Source organism: Enterococcus sp. DIV0294 (assembly GCF_050558155.1).
GTDB lineage: Bacteria > Bacillota > Bacilli > Lactobacillales > Enterococcaceae > Enterococcus > Enterococcus faecalis.
The window spans coordinates 954,889-980,276 of record NZ_CP187889.1 but is presented as its reverse complement, the minus strand read 5'-3'; the positions used below and the strand labels follow the sequence as shown (position 1 = coordinate 980,276).

General features: G+C 36.6%; 26 protein-coding genes and 2 pseudogenes. 2 read left to right on the top strand and 26 right to left on the bottom strand.

Going from position 1 to position 25,388, the window contains the following annotated elements; genetic code table 11:
* Positions 1 to 20 precede the first annotated feature (20 nt).
* The gene (locus IGJ20_RS04915) at positions 21 to 224 is read right to left on the bottom strand and encodes a DUF378 domain-containing protein (protein ID WP_002381996.1); all 204 of its coding nucleotides are present in this window, start codon (positions 222 to 224) and stop codon (positions 21 to 23) included.
* A 195-nt stretch (positions 225 to 419) separates the two neighbouring features.
* Between IGJ20_RS04915 and IGJ20_RS04910 the strand changes: the two genes are divergently transcribed.
* Positions 420 to 713: a hypothetical protein gene (locus IGJ20_RS04910; RefSeq protein ID WP_002366440.1), complete on the top strand. Its 294-nt coding sequence runs from the start codon at positions 420 to 422 to the stop codon at positions 711 to 713.
* A gap of 445 nt (positions 714 to 1,158) precedes the next feature.
* Here the strand turns inward: IGJ20_RS04910 and dfrD are convergent, their stop codons facing one another.
* The 6 genes from dfrD to ebpA all read right to left on the bottom strand — a co-directional run bounded on the left by dfrD (position 1,159) and on the right by ebpA (position 10,649).
* Positions 1,159 to 1,647: a trimethoprim-resistant dihydrofolate reductase DfrD gene (gene dfrD / locus IGJ20_RS04905; protein ID WP_063844481.1), complete on the bottom strand. Its 489-nt coding sequence runs from the start codon at positions 1,645 to 1,647 to the stop codon at positions 1,159 to 1,161.
* 102 nt (positions 1,648 to 1,749) lie between these two features.
* The gene (locus tag IGJ20_RS04900) at positions 1,750 to 2,793 is read right to left on the bottom strand and encodes an IS1595-like element ISBsp6 family transposase (RefSeq protein WP_076611814.1); all 1,044 of its coding nucleotides are present in this window, start codon (positions 2,791 to 2,793) and stop codon (positions 1,750 to 1,752) included.
* 126 nt (positions 2,794 to 2,919) lie between these two features.
* Complete coding sequence (gene srtC / locus IGJ20_RS04895; RefSeq protein ID WP_002360607.1) at positions 2,920 to 3,777, bottom strand: Ebp pilus assembly class C sortase; 858 nt, start codon at positions 3,775 to 3,777, stop codon at positions 2,920 to 2,922.
* Between the two features lie 93 nt (positions 3,778 to 3,870).
* Entirely contained in the window at positions 3,871 to 5,754 is a 1,884-nt protein-coding gene (gene ebpC, locus IGJ20_RS04890) for an endocarditis and biofilm-associated pilus major subunit EbpC (protein WP_202522420.1), read from the bottom strand.
* Positions 5,751 to 7,181 carry an endocarditis and biofilm-associated pilus minor subunit EbpB gene (gene ebpB / locus IGJ20_RS04885; protein WP_202522419.1) on the bottom strand — a complete coding sequence of 477 codons (1,431 nt, stop codon included), beginning with the start codon at positions 7,179 to 7,181 and terminating at the stop codon, positions 5,751 to 5,753. The genes ebpC and ebpB overlap by 4 nt, the downstream gene beginning before the upstream one ends.
* 3 nt (positions 7,182 to 7,184) lie before the next feature.
* Positions 7,185 to 10,649, bottom strand: a complete 3,465-nt coding sequence (gene ebpA, locus IGJ20_RS04880; RefSeq protein ID WP_202522623.1) for an endocarditis and biofilm-associated pilus tip protein EbpA — start codon at positions 10,647 to 10,649, stop codon at positions 7,185 to 7,187.
* Between the two features lie 174 nt (positions 10,650 to 10,823).
* On the opposite strand from ebpA, the gene IGJ20_RS04875 reads away from it, so the two are divergent.
* Positions 10,824 to 12,245 (top strand): helix-turn-helix domain-containing protein, encoded by a 1,422-nt coding sequence (locus tag IGJ20_RS04875; RefSeq protein ID WP_002382000.1) that lies wholly within the window; start codon positions 10,824 to 10,826, stop codon positions 12,243 to 12,245.
* Between the two features lie 179 nt (positions 12,246 to 12,424).
* On the opposite strand, the gene IGJ20_RS04870 is transcribed toward IGJ20_RS04875, so the two are convergent.
* From IGJ20_RS04870 to galE, 19 genes and pseudogenes are all read right to left on the bottom strand, one after another.
* Positions 12,425 to 12,820: a DUF805 domain-containing protein gene (locus IGJ20_RS04870; RefSeq protein WP_002358131.1), complete on the bottom strand. Its 396-nt coding sequence runs from the start codon at positions 12,818 to 12,820 to the stop codon at positions 12,425 to 12,427.
* A gap of 70 nt (positions 12,821 to 12,890) precedes the next feature.
* A pseudogene (locus IGJ20_RS04865) lies at positions 12,891 to 13,604 on the bottom strand (DsbA family oxidoreductase).
* Positions 13,605 to 13,743: 139 nt separating this feature from the next.
* Positions 13,744 to 14,190 (bottom strand): GNAT family N-acetyltransferase, encoded by a 447-nt coding sequence (locus IGJ20_RS04860; protein WP_002390030.1) that lies wholly within the window; start codon positions 14,188 to 14,190, stop codon positions 13,744 to 13,746.
* 369 nt (positions 14,191 to 14,559) lie between these two features.
* On the bottom strand, positions 14,560 to 14,790 hold the full coding sequence (locus IGJ20_RS04855; protein WP_202522418.1) for a hypothetical protein: 231 nt from the start codon (positions 14,788 to 14,790) through the stop codon (positions 14,560 to 14,562).
* Between the two features lie 70 nt (positions 14,791 to 14,860).
* A complete protein-coding gene (locus tag IGJ20_RS04850) occupies positions 14,861 to 15,292 on the bottom strand; it encodes a universal stress protein (RefSeq protein WP_002391595.1) in 432 nt (143 codons plus the stop codon).
* 52 nt (positions 15,293 to 15,344) lie between these two features.
* Positions 15,345 to 15,650 (bottom strand): hypothetical protein, encoded by a 306-nt coding sequence (locus IGJ20_RS04845; protein ID WP_002375233.1) that lies wholly within the window; start codon positions 15,648 to 15,650, stop codon positions 15,345 to 15,347.
* 17 nt (positions 15,651 to 15,667) lie between these two features.
* Positions 15,668 to 15,865, bottom strand: coding sequence for a hypothetical protein (locus IGJ20_RS04840; RefSeq protein ID WP_202522417.1), 198 nt, complete (start codon positions 15,863 to 15,865; stop codon positions 15,668 to 15,670).
* Between the two features lie 71 nt (positions 15,866 to 15,936).
* A complete protein-coding gene (locus tag IGJ20_RS04835) occupies positions 15,937 to 16,326 on the bottom strand; it encodes a hypothetical protein (RefSeq protein WP_002358138.1) in 390 nt (129 codons plus the stop codon).
* Between the two features lie 4 nt (positions 16,327 to 16,330).
* Positions 16,331 to 17,647 (bottom strand): Y-family DNA polymerase, encoded by a 1,317-nt coding sequence (locus tag IGJ20_RS04830; RefSeq protein WP_002361586.1) that lies wholly within the window; start codon positions 17,645 to 17,647, stop codon positions 16,331 to 16,333.
* A 152-nt stretch (positions 17,648 to 17,799) separates the two neighbouring features.
* On the bottom strand, positions 17,800 to 18,954 hold the full coding sequence (gene emeA, locus IGJ20_RS04825) for a multidrug efflux MFS transporter EmeA (RefSeq protein WP_231414766.1): 1,155 nt from the start codon (positions 18,952 to 18,954) through the stop codon (positions 17,800 to 17,802).
* A gap of 192 nt (positions 18,955 to 19,146) precedes the next feature.
* Positions 19,147 to 19,587, bottom strand: a complete 441-nt coding sequence (locus tag IGJ20_RS04820; RefSeq protein ID WP_285703115.1) for a GNAT family N-acetyltransferase — start codon at positions 19,585 to 19,587, stop codon at positions 19,147 to 19,149.
* A gap of 23 nt (positions 19,588 to 19,610) precedes the next feature.
* Complete coding sequence (locus IGJ20_RS04815) at positions 19,611 to 19,979, bottom strand: DUF4111 domain-containing protein (protein ID WP_231414767.1); 369 nt, start codon at positions 19,977 to 19,979, stop codon at positions 19,611 to 19,613.
* Positions 19,980 to 19,990: 11 nt separating this feature from the next.
* Complete coding sequence (locus IGJ20_RS04810; protein WP_231414768.1) at positions 19,991 to 20,359, bottom strand: nucleotidyltransferase domain-containing protein; 369 nt, start codon at positions 20,357 to 20,359, stop codon at positions 19,991 to 19,993.
* A gap of 30 nt (positions 20,360 to 20,389) precedes the next feature.
* Positions 20,390 to 20,901 (bottom strand): annotated as a pseudogene (locus IGJ20_RS04805) (GNAT family N-acetyltransferase).
* A gap of 56 nt (positions 20,902 to 20,957) precedes the next feature.
* Positions 20,958 to 21,266: a hypothetical protein gene (locus IGJ20_RS04800; RefSeq protein WP_016614412.1), complete on the bottom strand. Its 309-nt coding sequence runs from the start codon at positions 21,264 to 21,266 to the stop codon at positions 20,958 to 20,960.
* A gap of 27 nt (positions 21,267 to 21,293) precedes the next feature.
* Positions 21,294 to 21,860 (bottom strand): kinase, encoded by a 567-nt coding sequence (locus IGJ20_RS04795; protein ID WP_033595398.1) that lies wholly within the window; start codon positions 21,858 to 21,860, stop codon positions 21,294 to 21,296.
* Between the two features lie 9 nt (positions 21,861 to 21,869).
* Positions 21,870 to 22,874 (bottom strand): LacI family DNA-binding transcriptional regulator, encoded by a 1,005-nt coding sequence (locus IGJ20_RS04790; protein ID WP_002358146.1) that lies wholly within the window; start codon positions 22,872 to 22,874, stop codon positions 21,870 to 21,872.
* 6 nt (positions 22,875 to 22,880) lie between these two features.
* Positions 22,881 to 24,371 carry a UDP-glucose--hexose-1-phosphate uridylyltransferase gene (galT, locus tag IGJ20_RS04785; RefSeq protein ID WP_202522621.1) on the bottom strand — a complete coding sequence of 497 codons (1,491 nt, stop codon included), beginning with the start codon at positions 24,369 to 24,371 and terminating at the stop codon, positions 22,881 to 22,883.
* 14 nt (positions 24,372 to 24,385) lie between these two features.
* Positions 24,386 to 25,375 carry a UDP-glucose 4-epimerase GalE gene (gene galE / locus IGJ20_RS04780; protein ID WP_010773940.1) on the bottom strand — a complete coding sequence of 330 codons (990 nt, stop codon included), beginning with the start codon at positions 25,373 to 25,375 and terminating at the stop codon, positions 24,386 to 24,388.
* Positions 25,376 to 25,388 lie beyond the last annotated feature (13 nt).

Genomic DNA, 25,388 nt, shown 5'->3' with positions numbered 1-25,388 from the left:
CTAAATCTTTTAAATCAATCCTATGGTTCGCGGAACAAAGGAGCTAAAAACTTAATAGAATAAATCGCACAAATTCCGACAATAATATAGATAATTTTTGCTAATGGTGTGGTTGCACCGCCACTAATTGTTGCAACTAAATCAAAATTAAATGCACCAACTAATAACCAGTTTAAACCTCCGACAATCAATAAAATTAAAGCAATAATATCCAGATATTTCATTTTTAACACTCCTTCCAAATTTGATAAGCCAAGAGTAACACGTTTATTCTTTATTTACGAAAATAATGATTCAGAAAAAAAACTTTTTTTCAATTATTTTCTCGAATCATTTTTTCATTATTAAGAATTTTATGATATAACTAAAGAGTAGACAAAAACAGATTCATTATCTCTGATAAGAAATGGTGGTTTATTATGCGTGCTAAGTTATTTTTAATTTTGCGGAATCGAGTGTTATCCCGTGTTGTCTTTGTCATTCTATTTTTACATGTGCTTTTTACCACAAATGATTTCACGGTGTTGCTGCTCCTCCTACTATTGAATTATTTACTAACGATTGAGGATAGCGCGAAAAAAAACAGAAAAATCCAAACTTGGCAGGAATTTAAACAGTCGATTGATTGGCCCTTTGTCGCTTTTTATTCAGGGCTTGCTCTTTTAGTTATTTCGTTAATACTTCTGTTTCTCTGGTTCAATTATGCACGATAAGGAGGATTAAAAATTGAAAAGCTATTTTTTACTCTTTTTTTTAGTATGTTTAGCCTTTTCGTCATACTACTTTGGTTTTCTGGATATGATAGTAAGGGATTTCTATTGGCCCTTACAGATTTTCTAGGTTTTTCTATTATTCACCAAACGCCTGTGCTGGATACTTATTATTCCCAGCAGCCTTTAACAACCAGAACGTTGATTTCTTCTGGGCTTCATTTTTGTACTTATTTTTGCTTAGGTTTGGTCATTGATTTACTACGTAAAGGGTTTAAAAAAATGGCTATGTTAAAGTTTATTGTTGCTATAAGGTAAAAAATTAGAACTTCCATTTTTCTGGAAGTTCTATTAAATAATAATGTTTTATTCAACTAAAGCACCCTTTTGCGGAAGATCATATGATCATATTTGCCTTTAACCAATCCAACTAACGTTCTCCGTTAGTTTAACGAATTCTCTCATATATATGAAAATAATAATCGTAAGGATTCTTTTCATCTTTTATTCCTTTTTCAACAGATACTTCTTTCCAATCGTCAAAATTAACTACTGGAAAAAATGTATCTCCTTCGAATTCATGATGAATTTTTGTAACGTACATTTTCTCGACATAAGGCAAGAACATAACATATATCTGTTCTCCCCCGAAAATGAAAACCTCTTCTTCATTTTCGCATAACTTAAATGCAGCTTCTATTGAATGGGCAATTTCACAATCCTTAAAGTTAAAGTTTTTATCTCTAGTCAAAATAATATTTCTTCTGTCAGGTAAAGCCCTTCCGATTGATTGAAGGTTCTTTCTACCTAATATGATTGCATGTCCTTTTGTAGTGTTTTTTACATATTCCCAATCACTAGAAATTCTCCATGGAATGTCGTTATCCTTGCCGATTACTCTTTTCTTATCCATCGCAACAATTAAAGAAATTTTCAAGAATGACCACATCCTTTTTAACCTATTTTACCATGCATTTCTATTTCCATATTGAAATCCTTACTAAACAAATCTGCCCGTTAGTTGAATAAGAAACACTGTTTAAACAGCAAATTTAGTTAACCTAATTGTATCATAAGTTTCTGAATTCTGTACTAAATTCCCTCTGATTATCAAATCATTCATTGTTACTTCATTTCTTTGATGTTGGATACTTTCTAAGACCTGAAACCAAGCAAGGTAATTGTTTAAATACTTGGTCGCAACACCATTAAATCGTTGTATCCAACCTTTTAGTCTTCTATGATAATTATTCACGTTCTGGATGTGGTAAAGCCCCTTTGTACGAATTTTACCATCGGACTTGAATTGGTAAATATCCATTCCCTTTTCAGCAGCATATGTTTTAAATGCACGCCAAGAATCCGTGCATAGTATATTTTCATTTGAAAGCTTATGCCCGATGGCTTTATCTAACTGTACTTTCGTTAATCTACCCATACCTAATATCTGCGAAATAGTGGTCTTGTCACGGTCTCTTGCAACTAATACACACACTTGTTCATTACTTATGCCACGTTTCTTTGCTGAACCACCACGTTTGCGAGGTTTTCTACCTTTAATTTTTCTTTGTCCTTTTTCTGAGTACAAGAAATAGGTCTCGTCCATTTCAACGATACCTTCAAAATTTGGTATTTCCATTTGCTTTAACGATGATAATAGTTTGTGCCTCCAATAAAATAAAGTGACGTGAGTAATGTTGCCGATTAAGTTAGCAGACTTCCGAAGAGAATAACCTTCAATCATACACTCAATAAATTTAATCCACTGGTTAAGGTGACGAGTTCGATAGAGAACTGTATTTGTGAGGTCGGTAAATGTCTTTTTACAAGCCTTACAGCGATAGCGTTGCTTTTTAACTTCTTCACCATCAACGATTGTTGTATATTTACCGAAGCGAACAATATGTTCTGATGTACAATCAGGACATTCATACCCATTCTTATTCTTACGTTCAGATATTTCGTGAAGAACGGTTCCAGTCGAACTTGATGCTCTTAGTGCATCAATTAAATATTCACGCAATCTGTGCTTCTCTGCGGGATTTAATTTTTGAATGGCTTTAAGGATTTCAGTCGCTCTCACAATCATCACCAACCCTAATGTAGTTAGTTCGATTATAGAACATTCGTTCTTTAAAATCAATTATCAACAACTAACTTTAACAGAGCCAAAAAAATAAAAACATAGTCACTTTTATTATACGAATCGTTAATTTCCATGCTTTCTGGTCGTCTTTTTCCGCCGCTTGTACCAGATAATGAAGCCGCTAATAATTAACGCACAGGCAATTAAAAGTAATGTCCATAATAGTAAATTTTGTTGTTGTGCCACTTTTTTCATCCCCGCTGCTGCTTTTTCTGGTTGATATGGGATACGATGCCCTCGAACTAATAACCGATGACTGTTTATCATATACGGTGTGCAAGTTAATAAAGTGACGAGATCTTGGCCAGACTCAATGTGTAAATCTTTTGTATCAGTTGGTTCAACGGTTTTTATTTGATCCACTTGATAAGCGAGCGTCTTCCCATTAACTTCGATATAAAATTCATCGCCTTTTTTTAATTCTGGCAAATCTGTAAATAATTTGGCTTGAGGAAGACCACGATGTCCTGAAATGACCGCATGTGTATTCGCACCACCTGTAGGATAGGAGGTTCCTTCTAACAAGGAGCTTCCTTTTTCCAATAGTAATGCATTCGTTTTATCAAAAATTGGTAAACGGACATTTATTTTTGGGATGGTTAAAACACCTATCGTATGACTTTCAAAATAGGATTTGTCTGGTTTTTTCGTTGTTTTTTGCGTTTCAGAAAAAGGATCTAATCCAGGATTGCTGCCTTTTTTCGCTAATTCTTGGTTTTTCTTTTCCATTTTTTCTTGAAGTTCAGCCATTTCTTTGGTGTTTTCTTGGCTTGCTTTTGCTTGATAATGAGCGATAATTTGTTGATCCAGATAGTTATTTAATGCATCGCTAACAAAAGGATACGCAAATGCACCTATTCCAATAATCAGTAAAAGAATCATAAAACCATCAATGATACGACGTTTCTTTTTTGACTTCATTGCTTCCTCCTTAAAAATAAAGCATGAGAGCCTGGGACAGTGATTGGCCCAGGCTCTTTGTTTTTCTAAAAATTTCTTCGGTGATGCTAGAAATTAAGCATTTTCTTTTCTACGTCTAGCAAAGTAGACTCCTGCAATAAGTAGCAAGACTGCGCCGCTTCCTAAGTAAACGTAGATTCCTTTGCCACCTGTTGAAGGTAAGGTACCTTTGTGTTTGTTTGGTACTTTTTCTGGTGAAACTAGGTTTTCTGTTGTGCCATATGATTGTTCATTGACCACAAATTCAATCCGATTTGTTAACAAGACATAATCATCAGGAGCTACAGTTTCTTCTAAATAATAGGTGCCGTATTTAAGCCCTGTGATATCAACTAATCCATCAGCCGTTGTTGTAAAAGTAGTTGCTTCGGCTTTTGTTTTCACCCAAGTTGCTGCTTTCGTTGTTTCATCGATTTTCAAATAATTTGCTGTGTCACTGTTTTGATCACGAACGACAAAGGAAGCTCCCGCCAAGGCTTGTGTCGCTGTCACATCGCCATCGACTTTAATGAAACGTTTCCCACCTGTCACCACTTCAACAGTTGGTGGTGTTTGGTCGTCGGTATGACCGTTATCAACATTCGCCTCATTTTTAAAGCCTTTCGTAGGATCTGCTTTTTCATTTAAATGCATAAAGTAAACGAATTTTAGTGTGCCGCCTGGCGTTAACGTAGGAATATATTCTGGATTAACGGCGACAGTGAAGCCATTTGCTTGTTCAGTCACTTGATAATTTTCAGGAGCAATCACTGTATCCCCATCATATAACGCATAGGCATACTCTCCAGAAGTCACGTTATCAAAAGTTAAGGCTGCATCATGTTTATCAACTAAATTGAATTTGACGTATTTATTAGCGTCGCCTTCTTTGTCTGCAATCCCCAATGGAATATTTACAGAAATTTGATATTTAATTTTTTCGCCAATTGCCACATCTTTACCATCTAAGTTTGGTATTGTTTTATCAACTTTAGAGGTATCATTTTTGACTGTTTTTTCAACAGGTGTTTGATTGTTTGCTTCAATTGTAAATGGTGTTTTTGTTTGATTTTCAATTAATTCTGCATTATTTGGAGCTTTTACTTCTTCTAAAATATACGAACCAACCTCAAGATTTTTAACTGTTAATTCTCCCGTTCCATTCTCTGCTTCTGTGAAATCATTTTCGCCAATTTCATAACTTTTCCCAGTAATAAAGCGTTTTGCTTGTTCTTTATCCGTTGTCCATGTATATAATCCATCTTTGACTCCTTGGATATATTTTACTGTGCCTGGTGAGCCTTCGCTTTTGGAAATAACAAATTCTGCGCCATTTAATCCTTCATTTTCAGCAGTTCCTACTTTTTTCACATGTAAACTACCATCATTGGCTACCACATTTTTAGGATAAATATGAACAACCGCTAATTCTTCTGTTCCATATTTATAGGAACCATCTGCTTGCTTGATCATTTCGTAAACTGGGAACGCCACCACCATATTAGTAGCAGCAACTACGCCCTCTTTTGGTTCCTCTTTAATGGTATACACTGCATCTTTACCATTTTGTTTTTTAGGTAACTGAACAGTAACATTCCCATTTGCATCGGTGGTTCCTTGAGCAACAGGTTTACCAGGAGTTAAACTTTGAACAGCTTGTTTAGCTGCATCGACGCTTGCGCCTGCCGCTCGTTGCTCGTAAAATTCGCTCGTCACGTTATAAATACTAAACGTCACATCTGCCAGTCCTTGATATTTATCAAACTCGCTCATTTCTTTCCCGCTATTTTGAATAAGCGGATCTGGTAAATCCGTCATTTTCTTTTTGTGAATCACGAGCTGTGCGCTCTCCCCATTTTCTTCTGCAAATGCAGTTGTTGTCCCTAATACACTCGTGAAAAGTGGCAAAATTAGTAACAAGGTACTAACGGTGTACCAAACTTTTTTTAATTGCTTCATTTTCTCTCTCCTCTTTTTTGTTTTTGATAAAATAGCCAAATGACTACCATCCCAATGATTAGCAGGCCTGCAATCGTCAACCAAATAGAACGTTCTTCATTTGTTTTTGGTAAGAAGCCTGACTCTTTTACTTTTTTATTGATTACATGTAACGGTGCTGTTCGTTGTCCGTTCGTTGCATAAGAATTTTTTTCCACCGTAAAAGGAATTTCTGTTTGATTCAGAAGATAACCTTTTGGCGCAGAGATTTCTTCCAAGAAGTACTGGCCATCTTTTAAACCTTTAACTGAAAATTCACCGGCTTGATTAGACGTGATTTTTTTAGCTAATGCTTTTTCTTTTTGCCAACGATACCCGTTTGCTGTTTCATTGAGGTATTCCCCCGCTTGATTTTTGACGATAAAAACAGCCTCTGGCAAGGTGATTTTCGCATTTTCACTATCAACTTTGACAAAAGACTTGCCGCCTGTACGAACTGCGACTCTTTTAGTCAAGGTATGCTTGTCCGTGACTAATTGTCCTTCGTTGTTAATCGCAGTGTCTGGTTCAGCGGTCTTTTCTAAACGCATTTGATACGACACAGTCATTGTTTGATTTGCAAAGTTTTGTAAGTCTTTAATTGAAAAATCAAGCGTAAATCCATGCTTTTGCGTCGTCAATGTGTAACCTGTAGTAACTGTTTTTCCAGCCACTTTTACCTCAATTGATTCTGGTAAAAGTGTCAACGTTGTATCCGCCTTATCTGACAAACGGAATTCCTGATATCCTAAAATATTCGCTGGAATCTGAGTCGTTAACTGATAGTTAATGTGCTCTCCTTGATTAAAGCCTTGTTGCTTATCGAGTACCGTTTTTTCAAGTGGTGGTAAGTCATAGGCATTTTCTTCATTTTTTGGATATAAATGAATATGCGTTAACGATTGCCCTTGTGGGTCTTGAACAGGCAAAATCACTACTAGGTTGCTAGCTTTTTCCTTTACCACTTCTGGTGCTTCCGCTTCAACAAATAAATAGGCTTTATCTCGTTGCTGCGAATCTTTGCTAGCTAATGAAAAAGAAACCACTCCATCTTCTCCATTTATTGTCTGTGTTTTATCTTCTGCGATCGGTTTTCTATTTGTTGCACCGGTTTCTGCTAATTGACGCTGTGCCTCTTGGACCGTTTTTCCTTCAGAACGAAGCTGATAAAACGGATCCGTCACATCATAGACTTGATAAGTGACGTCATTTAAGCCCCGATAATTTTGAAGCAGCGTTCCCTCTTCCCCTGCGTTTTGCTGCTGTTCTGGTAATTGACCATCAGGAAACAATAATTTGTGCAACGTAACTTGAACGCTTGCTTGCGATGCCTCTGCTAATGCTTGCTGTGAAAACCCGAAAAGAGTGAATAGCATGACGCAAATACTTAACCAACGCGCGTTTTTCATCGATTACACACTCCCTTCTGGTCGTCTAATAAAGAGATAAACACCCGCTATCACGAATGTACTAATCGCTATCAAGTAAAACCACAAGCGTCCTATGCCACCAGTTTCAGGTAAAGGAACCTTTGCTTGGTTAGTAACATCTAAAGTAATTTGATTATTCTTCTCTCCAGAAATTAAAACATCTGCTACTTTTTCCCCATCTATCGTGACTGAACCATCTTCGCGAATTATTAATTCGATTGGTTCTTTTAACCCCTGATATCCTTCTGGCGTAAAGGTTTCTGTTAGGACATATTTCCCTGGTTTTAAGTTTTCAAAAACAAAAGTATCCGTTTCTTTGCCATCTTTTGGTAATTCAATATCCGTATCTGGTCCTGTTAAACGGAATTTCGCTCCTTTAAGTGGCGTCTGATTATCGGCTTTTTTATGAACCGTTAAGTCAAAAGGTTTCAAATGATTTTGATGTGTCAGTGTCCATTCTGGCGCATTTTCTTCAATATTTTTGCCTGCATAGTGAATTTCCCCATATTTATCAACAGTAAATTCATAATTTCCAGCAAGAGTGTCGTAGCCTAATGGTCCTGATTGTTCCACCATTCGATACTCACCAGGTTCACTAATTTTAAAATAGCTCAATCCTGCAGTATCTGTTTTTTGAGTTGCCACAGTTTGGTAACTTCCTTGAGCATTTTTTCTTTGCAACGCAAAAGTCGCCTCTGCTAAGTTCACTTGTTTGCCATTTTGCATGGTGTATTTTCTAATTCTGATTGACAAAGAAGAAAATTTATTTTCAATTTCCAATGGAATAACTTGATTTGTGGTGGTCACTTCTTGTCCATCGATGCTTACTTTGCCTTGCTCATTCACCTCAATTTGCCAAGTCGTTTTCTTACCTAACTCATGTCCTGCAGGTGCTTTTACTTCAGTTAATGTATAGCGTTCCCCTTTTTGTAGGCGCACATCTTTTGGCAAGGAATAGCTCCCATCTTTATTGTCCACTAATGTTGTCTGAACATTTTTACCACTCAATTCAAAGACGGCTCCCACTAAGTTTTTCTCACCTGAGGAAGAATTTTTGATTACTTTTAAATCTAATGGCTTGAACTGCTTCGTGTTTTTCCAAGTAGTATCGTCGATTTTTTCTTGACTGTAACCAGGAACTGCTAATTCACGGGTTGTTTGGTAATTGAAAGCTTGTCCTTGATTGTTGTATTGGGGAAGTCCAAGAACTTCTTGATAGCTTTCATCCGCGGTTTTGGAAAGTTGGGTTACATTTTTGCGCTCCCAACTATTGCTGGTATCATTTTCTGGTTTTGATAATTTAATATACCCAGTTTGCCAGTTGGCTGTGTCAGTTACTTGCTTTCTACTAATTTCATAAATCACATTATCTGGCCGACTTGTTGGGTCTTGATCATACTCTTCCCAGATTTTTTTCACGTTTAACTTCACGCCAGGTGCTTTTCCCGAAGGAACCCCAAAATCAACTTTTTCAGGGGCCGTGGCTAATGGCTGAAACGTTGTCCGACCATTCATTTGATACCAAAAATCAGGTTTGAAGTTTTCTGACTCTGTTTGAATACGTACTTGATAATGAATTTGAATTTCTTGCCCTTTACCCAAATAAATCTCATTACTATTAATTGTAGCGCCTGTTAGCGACACTTCTGGTAATGTTTGAACCTGAACAGGACCCACACTTTTCATTGATAATGTATTTGGCTCGTATTTAAAAGGTTCAGCAATTGGATCAACTACTTTTCCGTTTACAACCGTTCCTGAAATCTGAACCGCTTTTTTCGCTAAATAATCAGAAATGTCTGGTGCATAATCCGCGGATTCATAATAAAGGTCTCCATTTTCATCGGCTGACACCATCTCACGCATTTTATCTTCAACTTGTTGTTTAGATAAATTAGCTCGTGGATCGCTTTGCAATTGAATGCCCAATCCATGTATTTCAATCCCACGTTGTTTTAAGGCCATTGCCTCACCTATCGTGGCGATAAACGTACTGTTAATTCGTTTATTGATATTGTTTTGATCTGGCGCATTATAGCTACCAGAGATATAAGAAGTGCTACCTGGTTGATCTTGTCGATTCGTAAATTGTGTCCCGTAAAAGCGACCATCCGCCTCTGTTTGAACTCGACTCACTTTATAAGAGAAGGTTGGGACGCCATCCGTTAAAAGTACAATGACTTTCTTATGTCCATTTGGTGTTGCTAACATATCACCAGCATCTCTTAATGCTTTTTGAGTGAAAGTTCCTCCTCTAGTGCTACTTGGCGTAATATTTTTAATTGGATTTTTGACTGTATCAAACGGCCCCATTTGAATGGCGTTGTTATTATAACCGTCACTTGAGTAGCCAACATAGCCCATGTTGATGTTATTGGTAATACCGCTATCTGCCAATGTATCAACAAAACGGTTCACTCCTTTTTGTACTTCACCAATCCGATTGTTTTCATTCATACTACCGGACCAGTCAACGACTAAGACCAAATCCAATGGCGTGATTTCTTTCTGAACATTCCCACGCACATTAAGATATACATCATAAAGCCCTGGTGTTGTTGTTTCTCTAGCATATTTTCGGATGGCATAATCGGCTTGGTCTCCTGTACCGCCATACTCAATATAAGAATTTGTGCGATTAGTAGGGTCCCCATTCCAACTCGTTTGACCATCCCATTGTGCACCACCGTCTTTATTCCCTTGATGGTTTAACACATTTTGATTGCCTGTGGGCTGCCAATTAGCTGTCGGATAAGTACCAGAATTATCCGTCGTGTATTGTGGTGCAATTAAAGGCAGTGCCAGATTCGCTCTCAAAGTAGCTGGCGCCATTCTTGCTTCTGCAAATGGATTGGTTACCTCTTCTGTTGCGGTCGGCTGTTCTGTTTTTTCTGGAGCCGAATCATTTTTGTTAGTTTCTTTCGTATTTTCTGGTACAGTTATTTTTTCTGGTTCAGTTGATTCTTTAGCAGAATCCTCTACTGTTATTTTTTCAGAAGTAACTGAAACATCATATTCGTTGTTTTCATACAATAACTTAGGTGGCTGAGCTGTTTGAAGCGAACTTTGCTCAACTGCTAACGAAAGCTGTACCGGCTTTTTTACTTGTGCGTCCAAAGTCAGATAAAGCGTACCATTAGTCACTTGGTAAGAATATCCGTCTTTTTCAATTACAGCAGTATCCATGAACTGTGCATTTTTCAATTGAATTTCTCGTTGTAATGGCTGCTCTGTTTGGTTGAGAAGATTTAACTCGATATTAATATTCGTTTTATCATTCTCATCTGTTATCATTTGAGCGGATGTAATTTCAACTTCTTTGGCTGTTTCTGCATAGCCAATGAGCGGTATGAAATAGGATGAGACAAGTAAAAAGACTACGCCGAAAACCCCAAATTTCTTTAGTAATTTAATGTCTGTTCTCTCCTTTCTTTTATGAATTAACAGTTAAATTAGAATTGCCTAGCACGTAAAATTTCATTATTCTAATCTGATAATTATTATACAGAGAAGGAGCTCATTAAATCACACCAGCTTTCATACCAAGCGGTTTCATTTCTGAAATTGCGTTATTGTTTCGATGATTGTTTCATTAAAGTAAAGGACTTGGGAGGAAACAATATGATTAGGTTTTTAGAAAAAAATTATCGGAAAATGGAAGAAATCATTCGTGTCTTATCCATTTCTGATAAATGGATGACTAAAAAAGAACTTGCAAAATATATTGGTAGTTCTGAGTCTACTTTTATTCGTTATATTGAGGAGATTAAACAGCGTTGGGGCGAAAGTTTAACCATTAAAACATCGCATAAATTAGGCTATCGTTTAGAAAACTTTAATGTGTCCTTATATTTAAACGTACTGACGGATATGGCAAAAACGTCAACGACCACCCAATTGCTCCATGAGTTTATCCAAAATCCTGGCAAAACCATCGAATATTATTGCGATACCATCAATATTAGTCGCTCTTCTTTTGCTCGAAAATTGAAGCAGTGTAATCAGGTCTTGGAAACTTACTCTCTTCGCGTTATCGTTGATCAAGGCTATCAATTAACTAGCCAAACAGAAGAATTGCCTTTACGTATTTTTACAACCTTTTTCTTTTTAATGTATTATGGTCATTATGAATTGCCTTATCAATTAGATAAGCAAGAAATCAAACAATTAATGCGTCGTAATCAATGCCAATTAAATATTATTAGTATGGATAACAGTTATGAACACGATTTCTTTATTATGTATTTTATTGTTGATTTATTAAGAGAGCATCAGGGATTTCAACAACGTTTCCAGAAAAAAACAGATAAAAAGAGTCCAATCAAAATGGAAGATTATCTTTTACTCAGTCGTCATTTTACTGGGCTCAGCCGTGAAACCTATCGGGAAGTTCTCCGATATTTTCAAAGAGGCGCTTTTCAGCAATACTACTCCGAAGACCAAGAAGTCATCAGTCAAAGAATACGTGAAAATTTAAAATTTAATGCTTTTTCACAGATTGAACAATTAACAGAAGAAGTCGTCGACTTCGCTGTTCACTTGTTAACCTGTCTTTATTTGTTTTCTCAATTAGTGCCTTTTGACACCTCCGAATTGACACAAAGGGCCACCTTTTTCACTCGACAAATTCATTTTACTCAGCTTCACTTATATGCACGATTAAAAGCAGAATTGCATTTCTTTTCCGCTCTTTTAGAAACAAATCTATTAAACTATTCATCTTCTTATATTTTTTGGTTGCTTAATACTTTTCCAGAAATTAACCAGAGTTTCGACTCAAAAAAGATTTTGATTATTAGCGACATGGGCCTGAATCATAGTCAATATATTGGAAACTATGTCCACGATATTTTAGCTTTGCATCGGATTCGTTCAAATACGTTAGCAATTACGGAAGAACAATTAGGTGACCATCGACTCGAAGAATTTGACTTGATTATTACCAATCAACCAATTATTGAAACCAGCGTTCCAAGTATTTTAATTAATGATGCTATCTTATTTTCTAACAAAAGAGAATTGCTCGATTTATTAAACTTTTAACGTCTTAATGGTTTTCCCTATCTACCAAAAAGATAGCCCTTTTAGCAAGAACCGCGTAATGTGAGGTGCCATCATACAGAAGATATTTTTCTGAAATAAAAAAGAAAATAGGACATAAGTCGAAATGACTTATGTCCTATTTTCACTCTTAAGATAATCAGCTAAACGAAACCAGCAAATTAAATTTCTGATTGATTTACTGGCCATCTTGTGTGACTTTTACTTGGCAAAATTAATGTAATGAAGATCACTAAAGTACCGATAAAAGGAAGTAAATAGAATAAAATCCACCAGTTACTGTGGTCGCGATCATGCAGTCTTCTTGCTCGAACAGTAAAGTTTGCCAACCAAATTAAAGCAGTCAGCAAGAAAAAGATAATGGTCACGGTATTCCATTCTTTAATAATTGTTCCATCATTGGGTGTTACTTCAATATATCTGTAAACGCCCGTAATTGCTGAATAAATCCCTAACACCAAATAATTAATTAATTGTGGCCACCAATATTGTGCTCGTGTTGCTGACGCATTCATTGTTGTAATATTATTCCAGTATTCTCTATACGCGTTAAACATATTATCACCCCCGCATTAACTATTACAGAAGTCTTTCGTTTTGTCAAAGAATAACGTTATTTTATGCCGCTTAATGACACGTCCATGTGCCTTCCTTAAACTCACACGAAGCTGACCCTTCAGAAGAAGGAGTTAATGAAACTAACGGTTGCTGTTGTTTTTCTTCTGCGAGAATTTTTTGAATAGTTTGACTGATTTGTTGTTTCGGTACTGCACCATTAATTAAATATTTTTGATTAATGATTAGTGCGGGAACTCCTTGTAAACCATAAGCAGAAGCTAGCGCAAAATCTTCTTGAACCGCCGTCCAAACAGCCTCGGAAGCAACAGCTTCTTTCCATAAAGCAAAATCAATCGTTGTCTCTTTTACTAGCTCCTCAATTACTTCTGGCTCTTCAATATTTAAACTTCTCATAAATAAACCTTCTTGTAACTTATCAAACAGTAACCAATAGGTGTCTTGGTTGCCAATGTATCCAGCTGCTTTTGCTGCTAATAATGCATTCTTTGATGTTGGAAAATCAAATCGTTGCTTCCTCATCCCTTCAATATTAAAACGATGCTTTGAATCGTTTTGATTGGCATGCACCCAATGCGTCAAAACTTCTTCTTTTACTGCTGCTCGTGAGCCAAACATTGTTTCAAAATCGTTTGCGGACCACCCCAACGCAAACGACCGATGAATCAATTCAATTTCAGGAAATTATTGTTGAATCTCATGAATGCGGTCAGACATTGGAAAACAAAAACTACAAATAACATCATGGAAAAATTCTATTTTCATCCTTACCCTCTAGTAACTCTTTTTTCAAAACAGATTGAACTAAATTTACCATTTTACTTACTAAAAGTAAACAAATGAAGCCAATTAAAAGAAAATGGTGAAACAAAATGCGCTATGGCTTTTGTCTCACCTGTTCTATCTACTTATTCTGATATGTCCATTCCATTACCCGCTCGCCATTCGTATCTAATTCACCATTAAATACAAAACCGAGTTGTTGATACAACCGAATTGCTGAGCTGTTCGTATCATAAACACTCAAGTATAGCTTGTTTGTTTGGTATTTTTCTATTAGCATTAACATTAAAAGTCGACAGGCTGCTTTCCCATAACCTTGTCCTTGGAACCGTTGATCAATTAAAAAGCGGTCTAACCAAACGCGCCCATCTTGCCAACGTCCATACATGGCATAGCCGATTAATTGATTGCCGTCATAAATACCTGCCGATTCCCATTCTGGAAATTGGTCCGATTCTTTTAGATTTTCTGCCATTGATTCAATGAAGGTTTGTTGTTCAGCGAAAACTTGTAGGTTTTCCACTGCTTTACGATTATCGCTTGTTACTTTTTCAAAATGTATTTCCATTGTTTTCACCTAATTAGTTGTTATTTTCTGCATACTTGTATTCTTTCTTGCTTCTTATTTTAACATACTTATTTCCCTTTGCTTTCTCTAACTCTCTGTGATTATACGTTTCTCTTTTTTATGGGAATTCTTCCCTATAAATGGAGACTCTTTTCAAGAGATTTCTTTTTACACTACCCGTTTCAAATGATATAAATGATACATAGAGTGTTTTAACTATGTGCAACATGATTAAAAGTTAACTGTTGGGGAGCAGTTAACTTTTTCTTTTTAACCACAAAAGAGAGGATCCGCTGTGAGAAATAACTGCAGTGGATGCTCCCTTTTGTATATTATTTATTTACTAGCCGATAGTTGAAAGCTTTCCCGTTACTCAGTAGTATCGATTTTGTCTTCTTGACTATCTAAAGAACGGTCAACTTTTTCGTCGTAACTTTCCATGGAATTTTCATTTTTATGTTTCTGCTTATCGACTTTTTCTTTCTGTCGATCAATTGTTTTTTCCATCTCTTCGCCAGCCGAGGTACAACCACTCAGTAAAAAGAAACTTGTGAATAAAAACGCTGACAAGATAACTGTTTTTCCGATTTTTGTTTTCATAAACTCACCTCTCGTTTAATTTAAAAAAACGTCCCGATAAAACATTGTTCCCTTGATTATTTACTCACAATTAGCGAACGACTAAGACATTGCACAAAGCATGGTTAACCACATAATCTGTAGTAGAACCAATTAAGGTTCGTTGAATAGCACCTCTTCCCGTGGCACCTAGCACAATTAAATCTATGGCATAATTTTCAGAAATCGTGTTGGCAAGATAACGTTTTGGGCTCCCAAGCTCAACAATTTTTTTGACTGTTTTTACGCCAATTTCACTCGCTTGTTTTGCCTTTTCAGTGAGCATCTCTTCTGACTTATGTTTTTCTAAATCATACAATTCTTCAAAAGAAAATGGACTCGTCGTAAATTCAGCATCATTAATAATTGTAGCTAAATAAAGAGTAGCTTGTTCCTCTTTGGCAATCCTGACAGCTTCATGAAAAGCTTTTTCAGATTGATCTGAGCCATCAAGAGCAACCAAAATATGTTGATATACTGACATTTTATCCGCCTCCTTAACCAAATTAAGAATCAAAACTAACACAACAGCTGTGTTACATTTTAGTGGCTATTTGTTGTAATTTTTCCACGGTTAATGCTTGATAATTTGTTTCTTCAAGTAGTCCCGTTTGAATTTCAACAGAAACATCTTCCGTACATGTTTCTAAAAACATTGTGGCATAATCAAACTGTTGCTCTAAGAATGTTTCATACTCCCGTCGACAACGTAAAAATTCTTTCGCGGTATCTGAAACATGTAAACACATGCGGCGCTTATTCGCTTTCTTGGTTATCACAAAATAGGTTCCTTCTAAAATCGTGGTAATCTCTTCAATAATATACGCTGCATCTTTTACCATTCCGTCAATCCAGTCCTTTATTTGTTTTCAGTATCGTTGCTTTTTTCTTTGTCGTCACTTAACAGCTCTTTAATTTTTTCACGATTGTCGTATAACTTTTTTCCTACGCCCACTAAGGCGCCGCCTGCCAATAACTTTGTTAAAAAGCCGCCACTTGCGTTTGTTTTTTTGCCATGGCGTCCTTTTAAATGATGTCCCATCCTAGCCACCTCCATAATTTTTATTTCTATTACCTATGAACATTATCTCATATGTTTTCACAAAACGCACGTATAACAATAGTTTTTTAATCAAGGCTCGACCACTTTGTAAACTCATGACTTTTAATATGCCGAATCTCTTCAAATAAAATATGTGTATGTCCAACTTTTGCATACTCCATTGAACTCATCCCTTCAAAAACACCAACAATTGGCGGTTGAACACGGCCAAAATCATCCAATGTATTCAATTGGATTTCTAAAACCTGGTTATTTTTTAAAGACTGCTCTAAGTATTCTTCAATTTCTTCTGTTGTCTGTTGCGGTAAGCGTTCAAACGCTCTCTTAGAATATTCGTCAGAAGCTTCGATTCCTTCTTGTAACTCCCCCAATGCAAAAGCGGTCGCCCATTTCAGTTCAAAGGGCCGATCATGGTACTCATTATAAGGTGTAAATTCTTTTTTTGTTCGTTTCATGATGTTATCCTCCTAAACCGACATTTCCTCCAGCATGTCCACCGACTAATCCTGAACGATGAATTGCCGTCGCGCCTTCCAACAAAGAAGAGGCGTGGATTAAAGCTTGAAAGCCAAATTTTTGTCGGATTTTATCAATCAGATAGTTTAACTCCATTTCACTAATTTGCTCTTCTGGTTCCGAAAATAAATCTAATTGTAAAGATTCATTCCAAACTAATTTCCCATATGAAAGCCCTAATTGCCGGACATCGGTTCCCGCTAGATAATGTTCTCTAAAAAGGGCTAATACATAGGTGATCAAAACTTTTGTATTGTTTGTTGCAGGAATCGTTTGTTGTTTTCGCCAACCAGTTCGTCCTTCACGGTCAATTTGACCTTTGGAATAACCAACGTAGACTGTGATACATTCCGTTTGACAATGCGCTTTTCTTAAACGAGCAGCCACTTGTTCTGTCAGTTCCTTTAAGACTAGTTCAATCTGATCTCTTCGCGCATAATCTCTCGGTAAAATCTGACTATTTCCAAATGATTTTTCAGCTTTATGTTGCGCTTTTTTCCCTAAAAAGGTACGATCAATCCCCCATGAATGAGCATACAATTGAAGCCCCATCACGCCAAATGTTTCTTGTAAAAGATGCGGATTCGCTTGCGCTAACTCATATACAGAATCAATTCCTAAGCGATTCAGTCGTTTAGCCATTCTGCGACCAATCCCACAAAAATCTGTCAAAGAAGGCAACTGCCAGACAGTATCTGGTACACGATCATACCGCCATTCTGCAATAAAATCTGGCGAATGTTTGGCGCCATTGTCCAACGCCAATTTAGCCAGTAACGGATTGTCCCCTATCCCAACGGTCACATAAATACCCACATGATTATAAACGACTCTTTGGATAATCCGAGCCATCTTATAGGCGGTTTCACAATGAAAATAACTTAAAGAAGCCGTTACATCAAGAAATGATTCATCTACACTAAACACAGAGTGATCTTCATCTGCGACAAACTTTTTATATAAATTATTGATTTCTTGATTTTTTTTCATGTACAAATTCATTCGTGGCGGAACCACATATAAATCAGGATGAGCGGGCACTTGATTTTTACGCGTAACATTTGAAACACCTAAAACTTTTTTTGCCATTGGCGATGCTGATAAAACTAATCCCCCCGCATTTTCGGCATTACTCATCACTACTAACATCGTTTTCAACGGATCTAACCCACGTTCTGCGCATTCTACACTAGCGTAAAAACTTTTGCAATCAATACAAAGAATATCGCGACTAGGTTCTTTTTCATAATCAAATTTCATAAACATCACCTCACTTGCAAAATCATTATACGAACAAATGTTCGATTAATCAAGCGAACACTGTTTATTTTTTTGTTTTTTTCAAGAACGGTCGGTGATCAAAAAAAAATAAGTATTCGAAATTATTATATTCCAAATACTTATTTTTTATTTTACATCTTATTTCGATTTAAAAATAACGATAAAAAGCCCGTTCCTAACAGAATTACTGCTGAAACATAATAAGGGAAAAAGTGATTGATATCAAATAAAGCTCCTGCTGCCATTGGTCCTAAAATATTACCAAAACTTGTAAATGTCGAATTTAGTCCGTTGATGGTTCCTTGTTGATCTCCAGCATGTTTGGATAAATAAGTAGTTACTGCTGGTCTAAACAAGTCAAACGCTAAAAAGACAATAAACGTTGAAAATACAACAACTAAATTATTTTTTGTAAAGGCAATCACGGCAATAAAAATGGCACTTGCAAAAAAGGTTAATTGGATTAAACCCATTTCACCTATTTTTTGGACGATTGCATCAAAGAAAAACAACTGACAAATCAACGCTAAAATACCACTAACCGTAATCACGATTGCTATTTCACTTGTGGTAAAGCCAAAATTAATAGTCGCCATAATACTATAAATAGATTCGAACGCTTGCAGGCCAAAAGAGGAAATTAAGATAATCACAAATAATGAGGTAAACATTGGATTTCTTAAAATATCCATAAATGAACCTTTTTTCGCTTCAACAGCGGCTAAAATTCGTTTCTCTGGCTCCTTCAAAACAGTTAATGTCAAAATAAAACCAATAAACGCTAAAAATGCGGCTGCAAAAAACGGGGCGCGAATACCTAAATAAGCAATAAAACCACCAACTCCTGGTCCGATAATAAAACCACCACTAATTGCGGCTGACACAAGTCCCATCGCTTTCGGACGTTCAGAAATCGTGGTCATATCTGCCACAAAGGCTGTCACTGACGGCATTAATAAAGCGGCGGCAATCCCACCTAAACCACGAGAAATATAAAAACCGCTTTTCGCTTGGGCTAAACCAAATAATAACTCAGAAATTGAAAAAACCAACATGCCCGTCGCAATCATTTTTTTCCGACCAATTTTATCCGAAAGGACACCTGCGATTGGCGATGTGATTAATTGGGCAATCGCAAAAATAGAAATCATCATTCCCATTGTGGTACCAGAAAAATTCATTTCTTCTTTTAATTGGGGAATTACGGGAATGACTAGGCCTACGCCTAGAAAAACAAGAAATAAGTTAGAAATTGCTAAGTACATCATACTATTTTTTTTTGTCATAATTTACCTCCTCCATAAAAAAACAGCCATCAAAAATGGCTATTTCTGTTTCTTTGTATGTACTTTCTTTGACAGTGTTTCGGCTGAAACACTCGTTGAGTCATTGAGATACATTTTACACTAATTCGCTGAAAATTTCACTAGTTTTTACTTATTTTTTTAAAGGAAATTGTTATTTTTTAAAGACATAAATTAAGTATCCAAGTATTTAATGAATCGCTTTTGTTTTTTATCAGAAATATAGCCAATGTGTTCATAAAATTGATGGGCTGCTGTACGCTGTTCCCCCGAATTTAAGCGAATCGCAGACAAGTTACACTTTTTAGCTTCCGTTTCTAGTTTCGTCATTAATTGTTTGCCAATTCCACGGCCTTCTGCTTCTTTTGCCACTGCTAATCCCAGAACGTTCAATAACGTTTGGGAATAAATTGTTTCATACAGTTGCGCATGCACATAGCCTAAAATCTTGCCTATCTTCGTTTCTTCATAAACATATAAAAACTCTCTGTCACTGGCTAGTAGTAATTTCTCAATCTGTTTACAGGTCACGTCAACGGAAACTTCATAGCCCAATTGTTCTTTATTAATGATAGTTAACGCCGCTGCATCTGTTGGCTTCATTTTTCTAATCAAGGGTAACACCCTCCTTTACATTCTTACTTAAATAATAACGAAAGCGTAATATCCGCAAAATCATTTAATTCTGAATCATTATATTGCTCTAACAAAACTGTTTCGCCTCGATACTCTTTTAAAGCTAGTTGTATCAGCGAATGATAATTAGTAGGAAAATGTACTAGGCCCCATTCCCCTCCAGCCCTTTTTGATAAAATTTTATTCTCTTGCTTAAACGCTATTACTCTACACATATTTAAAATAACGTACATAGGTTGTTGAACAATTTCTTTTTTTGCCTCTTTCACATCAGCTACAATGCTTTCAAAATATTTCTTTTGATCTATCCAGCCAAAAACGGAATCAATCGGTTTTCCTACGAGTACTTTTCCATATAATTTTGTAATCATAAGATGTGCCACTAGATCCTCATCGTATCTTCAATATATTTATTTTTATTAGTCAGATATCTGGAACGATGTATCGGAGAAAAATGTAAATCGAAGGGAATCAGATAACTCAAATTTATTGTATCTTTTAATTGTAGCACATGGAATTCTATCCCTTTTTTTGGTGCCCACTTATCTAAAATATTAATTGTATAATCTAATAATTGTTTCTTCTCATCAATAGTAAGCTTTTCATAAACCACAATCAGTACATCCAAATCACTTACTGAATGACAATAGGTTCCAAAAGCATAAGAACCATGAAGATATATTCCAACTAAATTTTCTTTTATTATTTTCATATATCCATTTTCCATTTGAGCTAATAATTGATGAACCACGATTATTCCTCCATTATTGATTGACAATTGCTATAGTTTTTTCGATAAATAAAGAACTAACGCATCATCATTAACACACCGATCGTTTGGTTTCAGCTGCTTATTTTGAAACCAAACTCCTGAACCATCTGGCACATACCCTTGTTTGATATATAATCTTTGCGCTGCACCATAACCAGGATGCAGGCCTACTCCCAAAGAAACAGTATCTGCATAACTTTTGGCAACATTTTCTGCACGATTTAATAATAACCGCCCACTCCTTGTTTTTGAAATGGTAAGAATACATTGAAATCAGCTATTTCAGGATATAAATTTTTAAAAGGTCCTTCCTTAGCTAATGGCAGTAACGTCACATAACCTAACAGCGTTGCCTTTTTCTCCGCTACAAAAACCGTTCGTTGCTTGACTAATTGTTCTTCTAAATAGTTCATTAAAATCTCTTGGCGACTTGGCCAACCTTGTTGGACAAATTGAGTATCCAGCGCTAAGATATCTTTCTCTTGCATTTCTCTAATAACCACTAGCTCAGACATCAGCATTTCCTCCAAAAAAACGTTTTCATTTTATAAAACGAAGCGAATAATTCTTCGCTCCCTTATTCATTTTCAAAACCATCGAGTTGATGATATTTGGGCAAAACAGCAACACATGTTTTTTCTGAATTAACAGCAATAACGAACCCTTGCCATAAGGACCACATCACCGTTTCACCTAATTTCTCTTTCACTCGTTGAATCATTTCAGCTTGCGTTAAGTCTCGTGCAGGAAAATGTTGAACTTTATCGTTACTGATTAAAAAAATAAATGATTCTGAAAAAGCTGTCATGACTTCAGGTGGTAAATTTTTTAATCGTTCTTGGTAATCCATTGAAACCACTCCTTCTTTTTTATCATACCACAACATCCATTTCTCTAAAAAGCGCAGCACTCACTACTGAATATCTGCTAAAATTTGCCTGATAATCTGCTTTTCAGACAGTTGTTCAGATAACCGCTGTTCTCCCGGAAGCCCTAAATAATCTTCTGGTAGCCACCAACGTTTCATTTCCACGACACCAAATTCTTGATTCTTGTTTCTCTGGCTATGTCTTTTCAGTGTTTCTTCAAAAGAAAGATCAAAATAATAAACCTGAACGTTTCCTTCAAAGAGATGGATTATTTCCTGGAAAAAGGAATGATAAATGGCTTTTTGAAAAATCCCTTCAACAATCACATACTGGCATTCTTGATAACCAAAAGCTACCAACTGTTTTAACAAAGCAATACTTAGATTACCTGTTTCATCTTTAACACGAAGCATTTCTCTGCGCACCACATCTTGAGAAATCAATAACGATTGTTCTTTAAGACACTGATGAAGCGCTTTAGCTATCGTTGTTTTACCACTACCAGAATTACCACGTAAAATAATTAATTTCGGTTGCATCTGTTTCCCTCCATTTTCTTGATTGTTGAAAACAAGCAGAAAAGAGCAAAAAACTTGGAAAAAACTCTCCAAGTTTTGCTGTTATTTTGATGAATGTTTCGTTGAATCTCGCTGAATGAATTCCGTTCCGACAATAATTTTTCTAGGAACTGGTGGGGTATTCAAGCATAACTCTTTCATTGTCTCAACGGCTAGCTCACCCATCCATTCAGTATGAACTTTAACTGTTGTTAATGTTGGTGAAACATATTTTGCGACACTAATATCATTAAAACCAATGATAGAAATATCTTCTGGTACACGAATGGCTGCTTCTTGTAACGCCCGCATTGCACCAATCGCCAATGTATCACTTGCAGCGAAAAAAGCGGTTGGACGAGTGTCCGCTTCTTCAATAAAGTCTTTCATCGCTTGATAGCCTTCTTCAACAGAAAAAGCTGCTTCGACAACCCATTCTTGATGATAAAGGTCCAGATCTTTTAAGGTTTCTTTAAAAGCGACAAAACGTGGATCAACCAATGCCACGTGGGACTCTTTCGTATATTCTTGCCCAGAAAGCATACCAATTTTCTGATGCCCTTGCGCCAAAAATTCTTGCACAATTGTTTTAACACTTCCAGCAAAATCAACAACAATGGAGTTTTGGCCAAAAGCCATTGCATCAAAGTCTACAAATAGAAGAGGTGCGCCTAAGGCGGCTAAGGCCGCCACTTGCTTTTCATCAAATTTTCCTAGGGCAATTGTCCCATCAAATCTTTTTTGAGACAGGTTTGTCAGAGATTCTTTGACTAAAAGAAAACCCAATTCCTCTGCCCGCTTTTCAACACCTAAACGAATCGATAAATAGTAAATATCATCCAGTTCTTCTGGATCGCTGAACCATTGGACAAACCGAATTTTCTTTTTGCCTGCTTGTTTTTTTCTGGCTCGCTTTTTATAATTTAACGTTTCTGCTGTTTCAAATATTTTCTTCTTCGTTTCATCACTAACTGATAATGTTTCATCATAGTTCAAAACTCTCGAAACTGTCGCTGAAGAAACACCGACTTGCTCTGCTATATCTTTAATGGTTACGATGTTCCTCACCTCAAATTAATCATTTTCAATACATTGAATAAATCGTTCAAAAGCACGACGGCCTTCTTCATCACGTTTAAAGACGCCGGCATCTGTTAAAATTTGAACAAAAATTGTCCCAATTCCTTGTTGGATCACTTCTTTGACATTGGCTTCAGTGATGGTTTGCTGACTGAGTTCATCCGCCCAAGCTCGATGACTTTCAGCAATTTGATTGGGTTGCTTTAATAAATACTTTTCGACTTCTCTTAATTCTTGTGCCAGCCTTGGTGGCAAAATAGCTAGTCCCATTACTTCAATTAAGCCAATATTTTCTTTCTTAATATGTTGTACTTCTGGATGTGGATGAAAAATGCCATCTGGAAATTCCTCCGAAACATTATTATCTCGTAAAACTAAATCCAATTCAAATAATGACCCTTTGCGTCGGGCAATTGGCGTAATCGTATGATGCGGTGTGCCATCTTCTGAATAGGCCCGAACTGAGATACCTTCATCAGAATAATTGCGCCATTTGGTCAAAATTAATTCGGCTGCCTCAACTAGTTCCTCTTGATGATTACTTTGAAGACGAATCACAGACATCGGCCATTTTAAAATACCCGCAGTTATCTCAGGATATTTTTTCAAAGAAAATCTTTTTTCCATTGGTGCTAAATCCATTGGAAATGTATGACGTCCTGCTTGGTAATGATCATGAGATAAAATAGAACCACCAACAATTGGCAAATCTGCATTAGAGCCCACAAAATATTCAGGGAATAACTCCGTAATTTTAAGGAGCCGCTGAAACGTTTTTTTCTCGATTTTCATTTCTCGATGTTGTTGGTCCAAGAAAATCGCATGCTCATTATAGTAAGCATATGGCGAATATTGAAAGCCCCAAGCTTCGTCCTCTAAATTTAGTCGGATAATCCGATGGTTTGTACGTGCTGGATAATTTACACGGCCATAATAGCCTTCATTCTCCATACATAACATACACGCTGGATATTTTTTTTGACTCATTTTCTTTTCAGCCAAAATTTTTCGAGCATCCTTTTCTGGCTTCGATAAGTTAATGGTAATTTCTAGTTTACCATAGGGTGAGTCCATTGGGAAAATAATGTTTTTGGCGATTGCTTTCGTTTTAATGTAGTTATTCGTTTTACATAACTGATAAAAATAATCCGTTGCTTTTCGTGGAGACTCTTGATAATAATCCATAAACTTCCGATTAATGATGGTTGGGGTCGGCGTAATAAAATCCATTAACTCCGCTTCTAGTTGTTCTGCTTCCGTAATTGAGTCATCGATTTGGTGATTGGCTTGTGCAATGTTTAAAAGCTGTTCCACCACATGCAACGGTTCTTGTTCACAAGCAACCACTTCTGGTTGTTTAAAAAAATCACAGCCAACTAGTTTGGCAATCCGATTCGTCAAATAATATCGGTCTGTTTCCGTCCAATCGCCATTTTCTATGATTATCTCTACAAATGCAGCAATCCATTTACTACTTTCTTTCATCATCTGATGTTCTCCTATTCATTATAGCCTTGAGGATGTTTCACATGCCATTGCCAAGCGGTGGCGATAATGTCCTTGACCTCAGTTACTTCTGGTTGCCAGCCTAAAACTCGTTTGGCTTTTTCACTAGAAGCAATTAACGTACTAGGATCCCCTGCTCGGCGTGGCGCGATTGTCGCAGGAATTTCTTGGCCTGTCACTTCGCGAGCAGCATCTAACATTTCTTTAACAGAATAACCGTTGTTGCTACCCAGGTTAAAGACGTCACTTTCGCCGCCATTTTTCAAGTATTCTAAAGCCAAAATATGTGCTGCAATCAAGTCTTCAATGTAAACATAATCTCGAATGCACGTGCCATCTGGTGTATCATAATCATCCCCAAAAATACTTAGCTCTGCTCGTTGGCCCAATGCCACTTGTAAAATAATTGGCACAATATGCGTTTCTGGCGTGTGATCCTCACCAATTGAGGCATCTTTTTTTGCTCCCGCAACATTAAAATAACGCAAAGCAACATATTTCATTCCATAAGCGTTGTCGCACCATTTCATGATTTTTTCCATCATTAATTTACTTTCCCCATACGGGTTTTTAGGATTCGTTGGGGTTTCTTCTGTAATAGGCATTGCTTTTGGTTCGCCATAAGTGGCCGCTGTGGAAGAAAAAACAATATGTTTCACTCCGAATTCTTGCATGACTTCCAAGGCAATTTGAGTGCCGTGAACATTGTTATTGAAATACATTAACGGTTTCTCCACGGATTCTCCTACTAAAGAATTGGCCGCAAAGTGCAACACCCCTTCAATTGATTCCTTTTCAAAGACACTACGTAAAAAAGCTTTATCACGAATATCGCCTTCATAGAAAGTCGCTTGTTCATGAACTGCTGAACGATGTCCCGTTAATAAATTATCAACAACAATAACGGCATATCCTTTTGAAATTAATTGATCGACGGCATGTGAGCCAATGTAGCCTGCGCCACCTAATACTAAAATAGACATTTAAAGCCTTCCT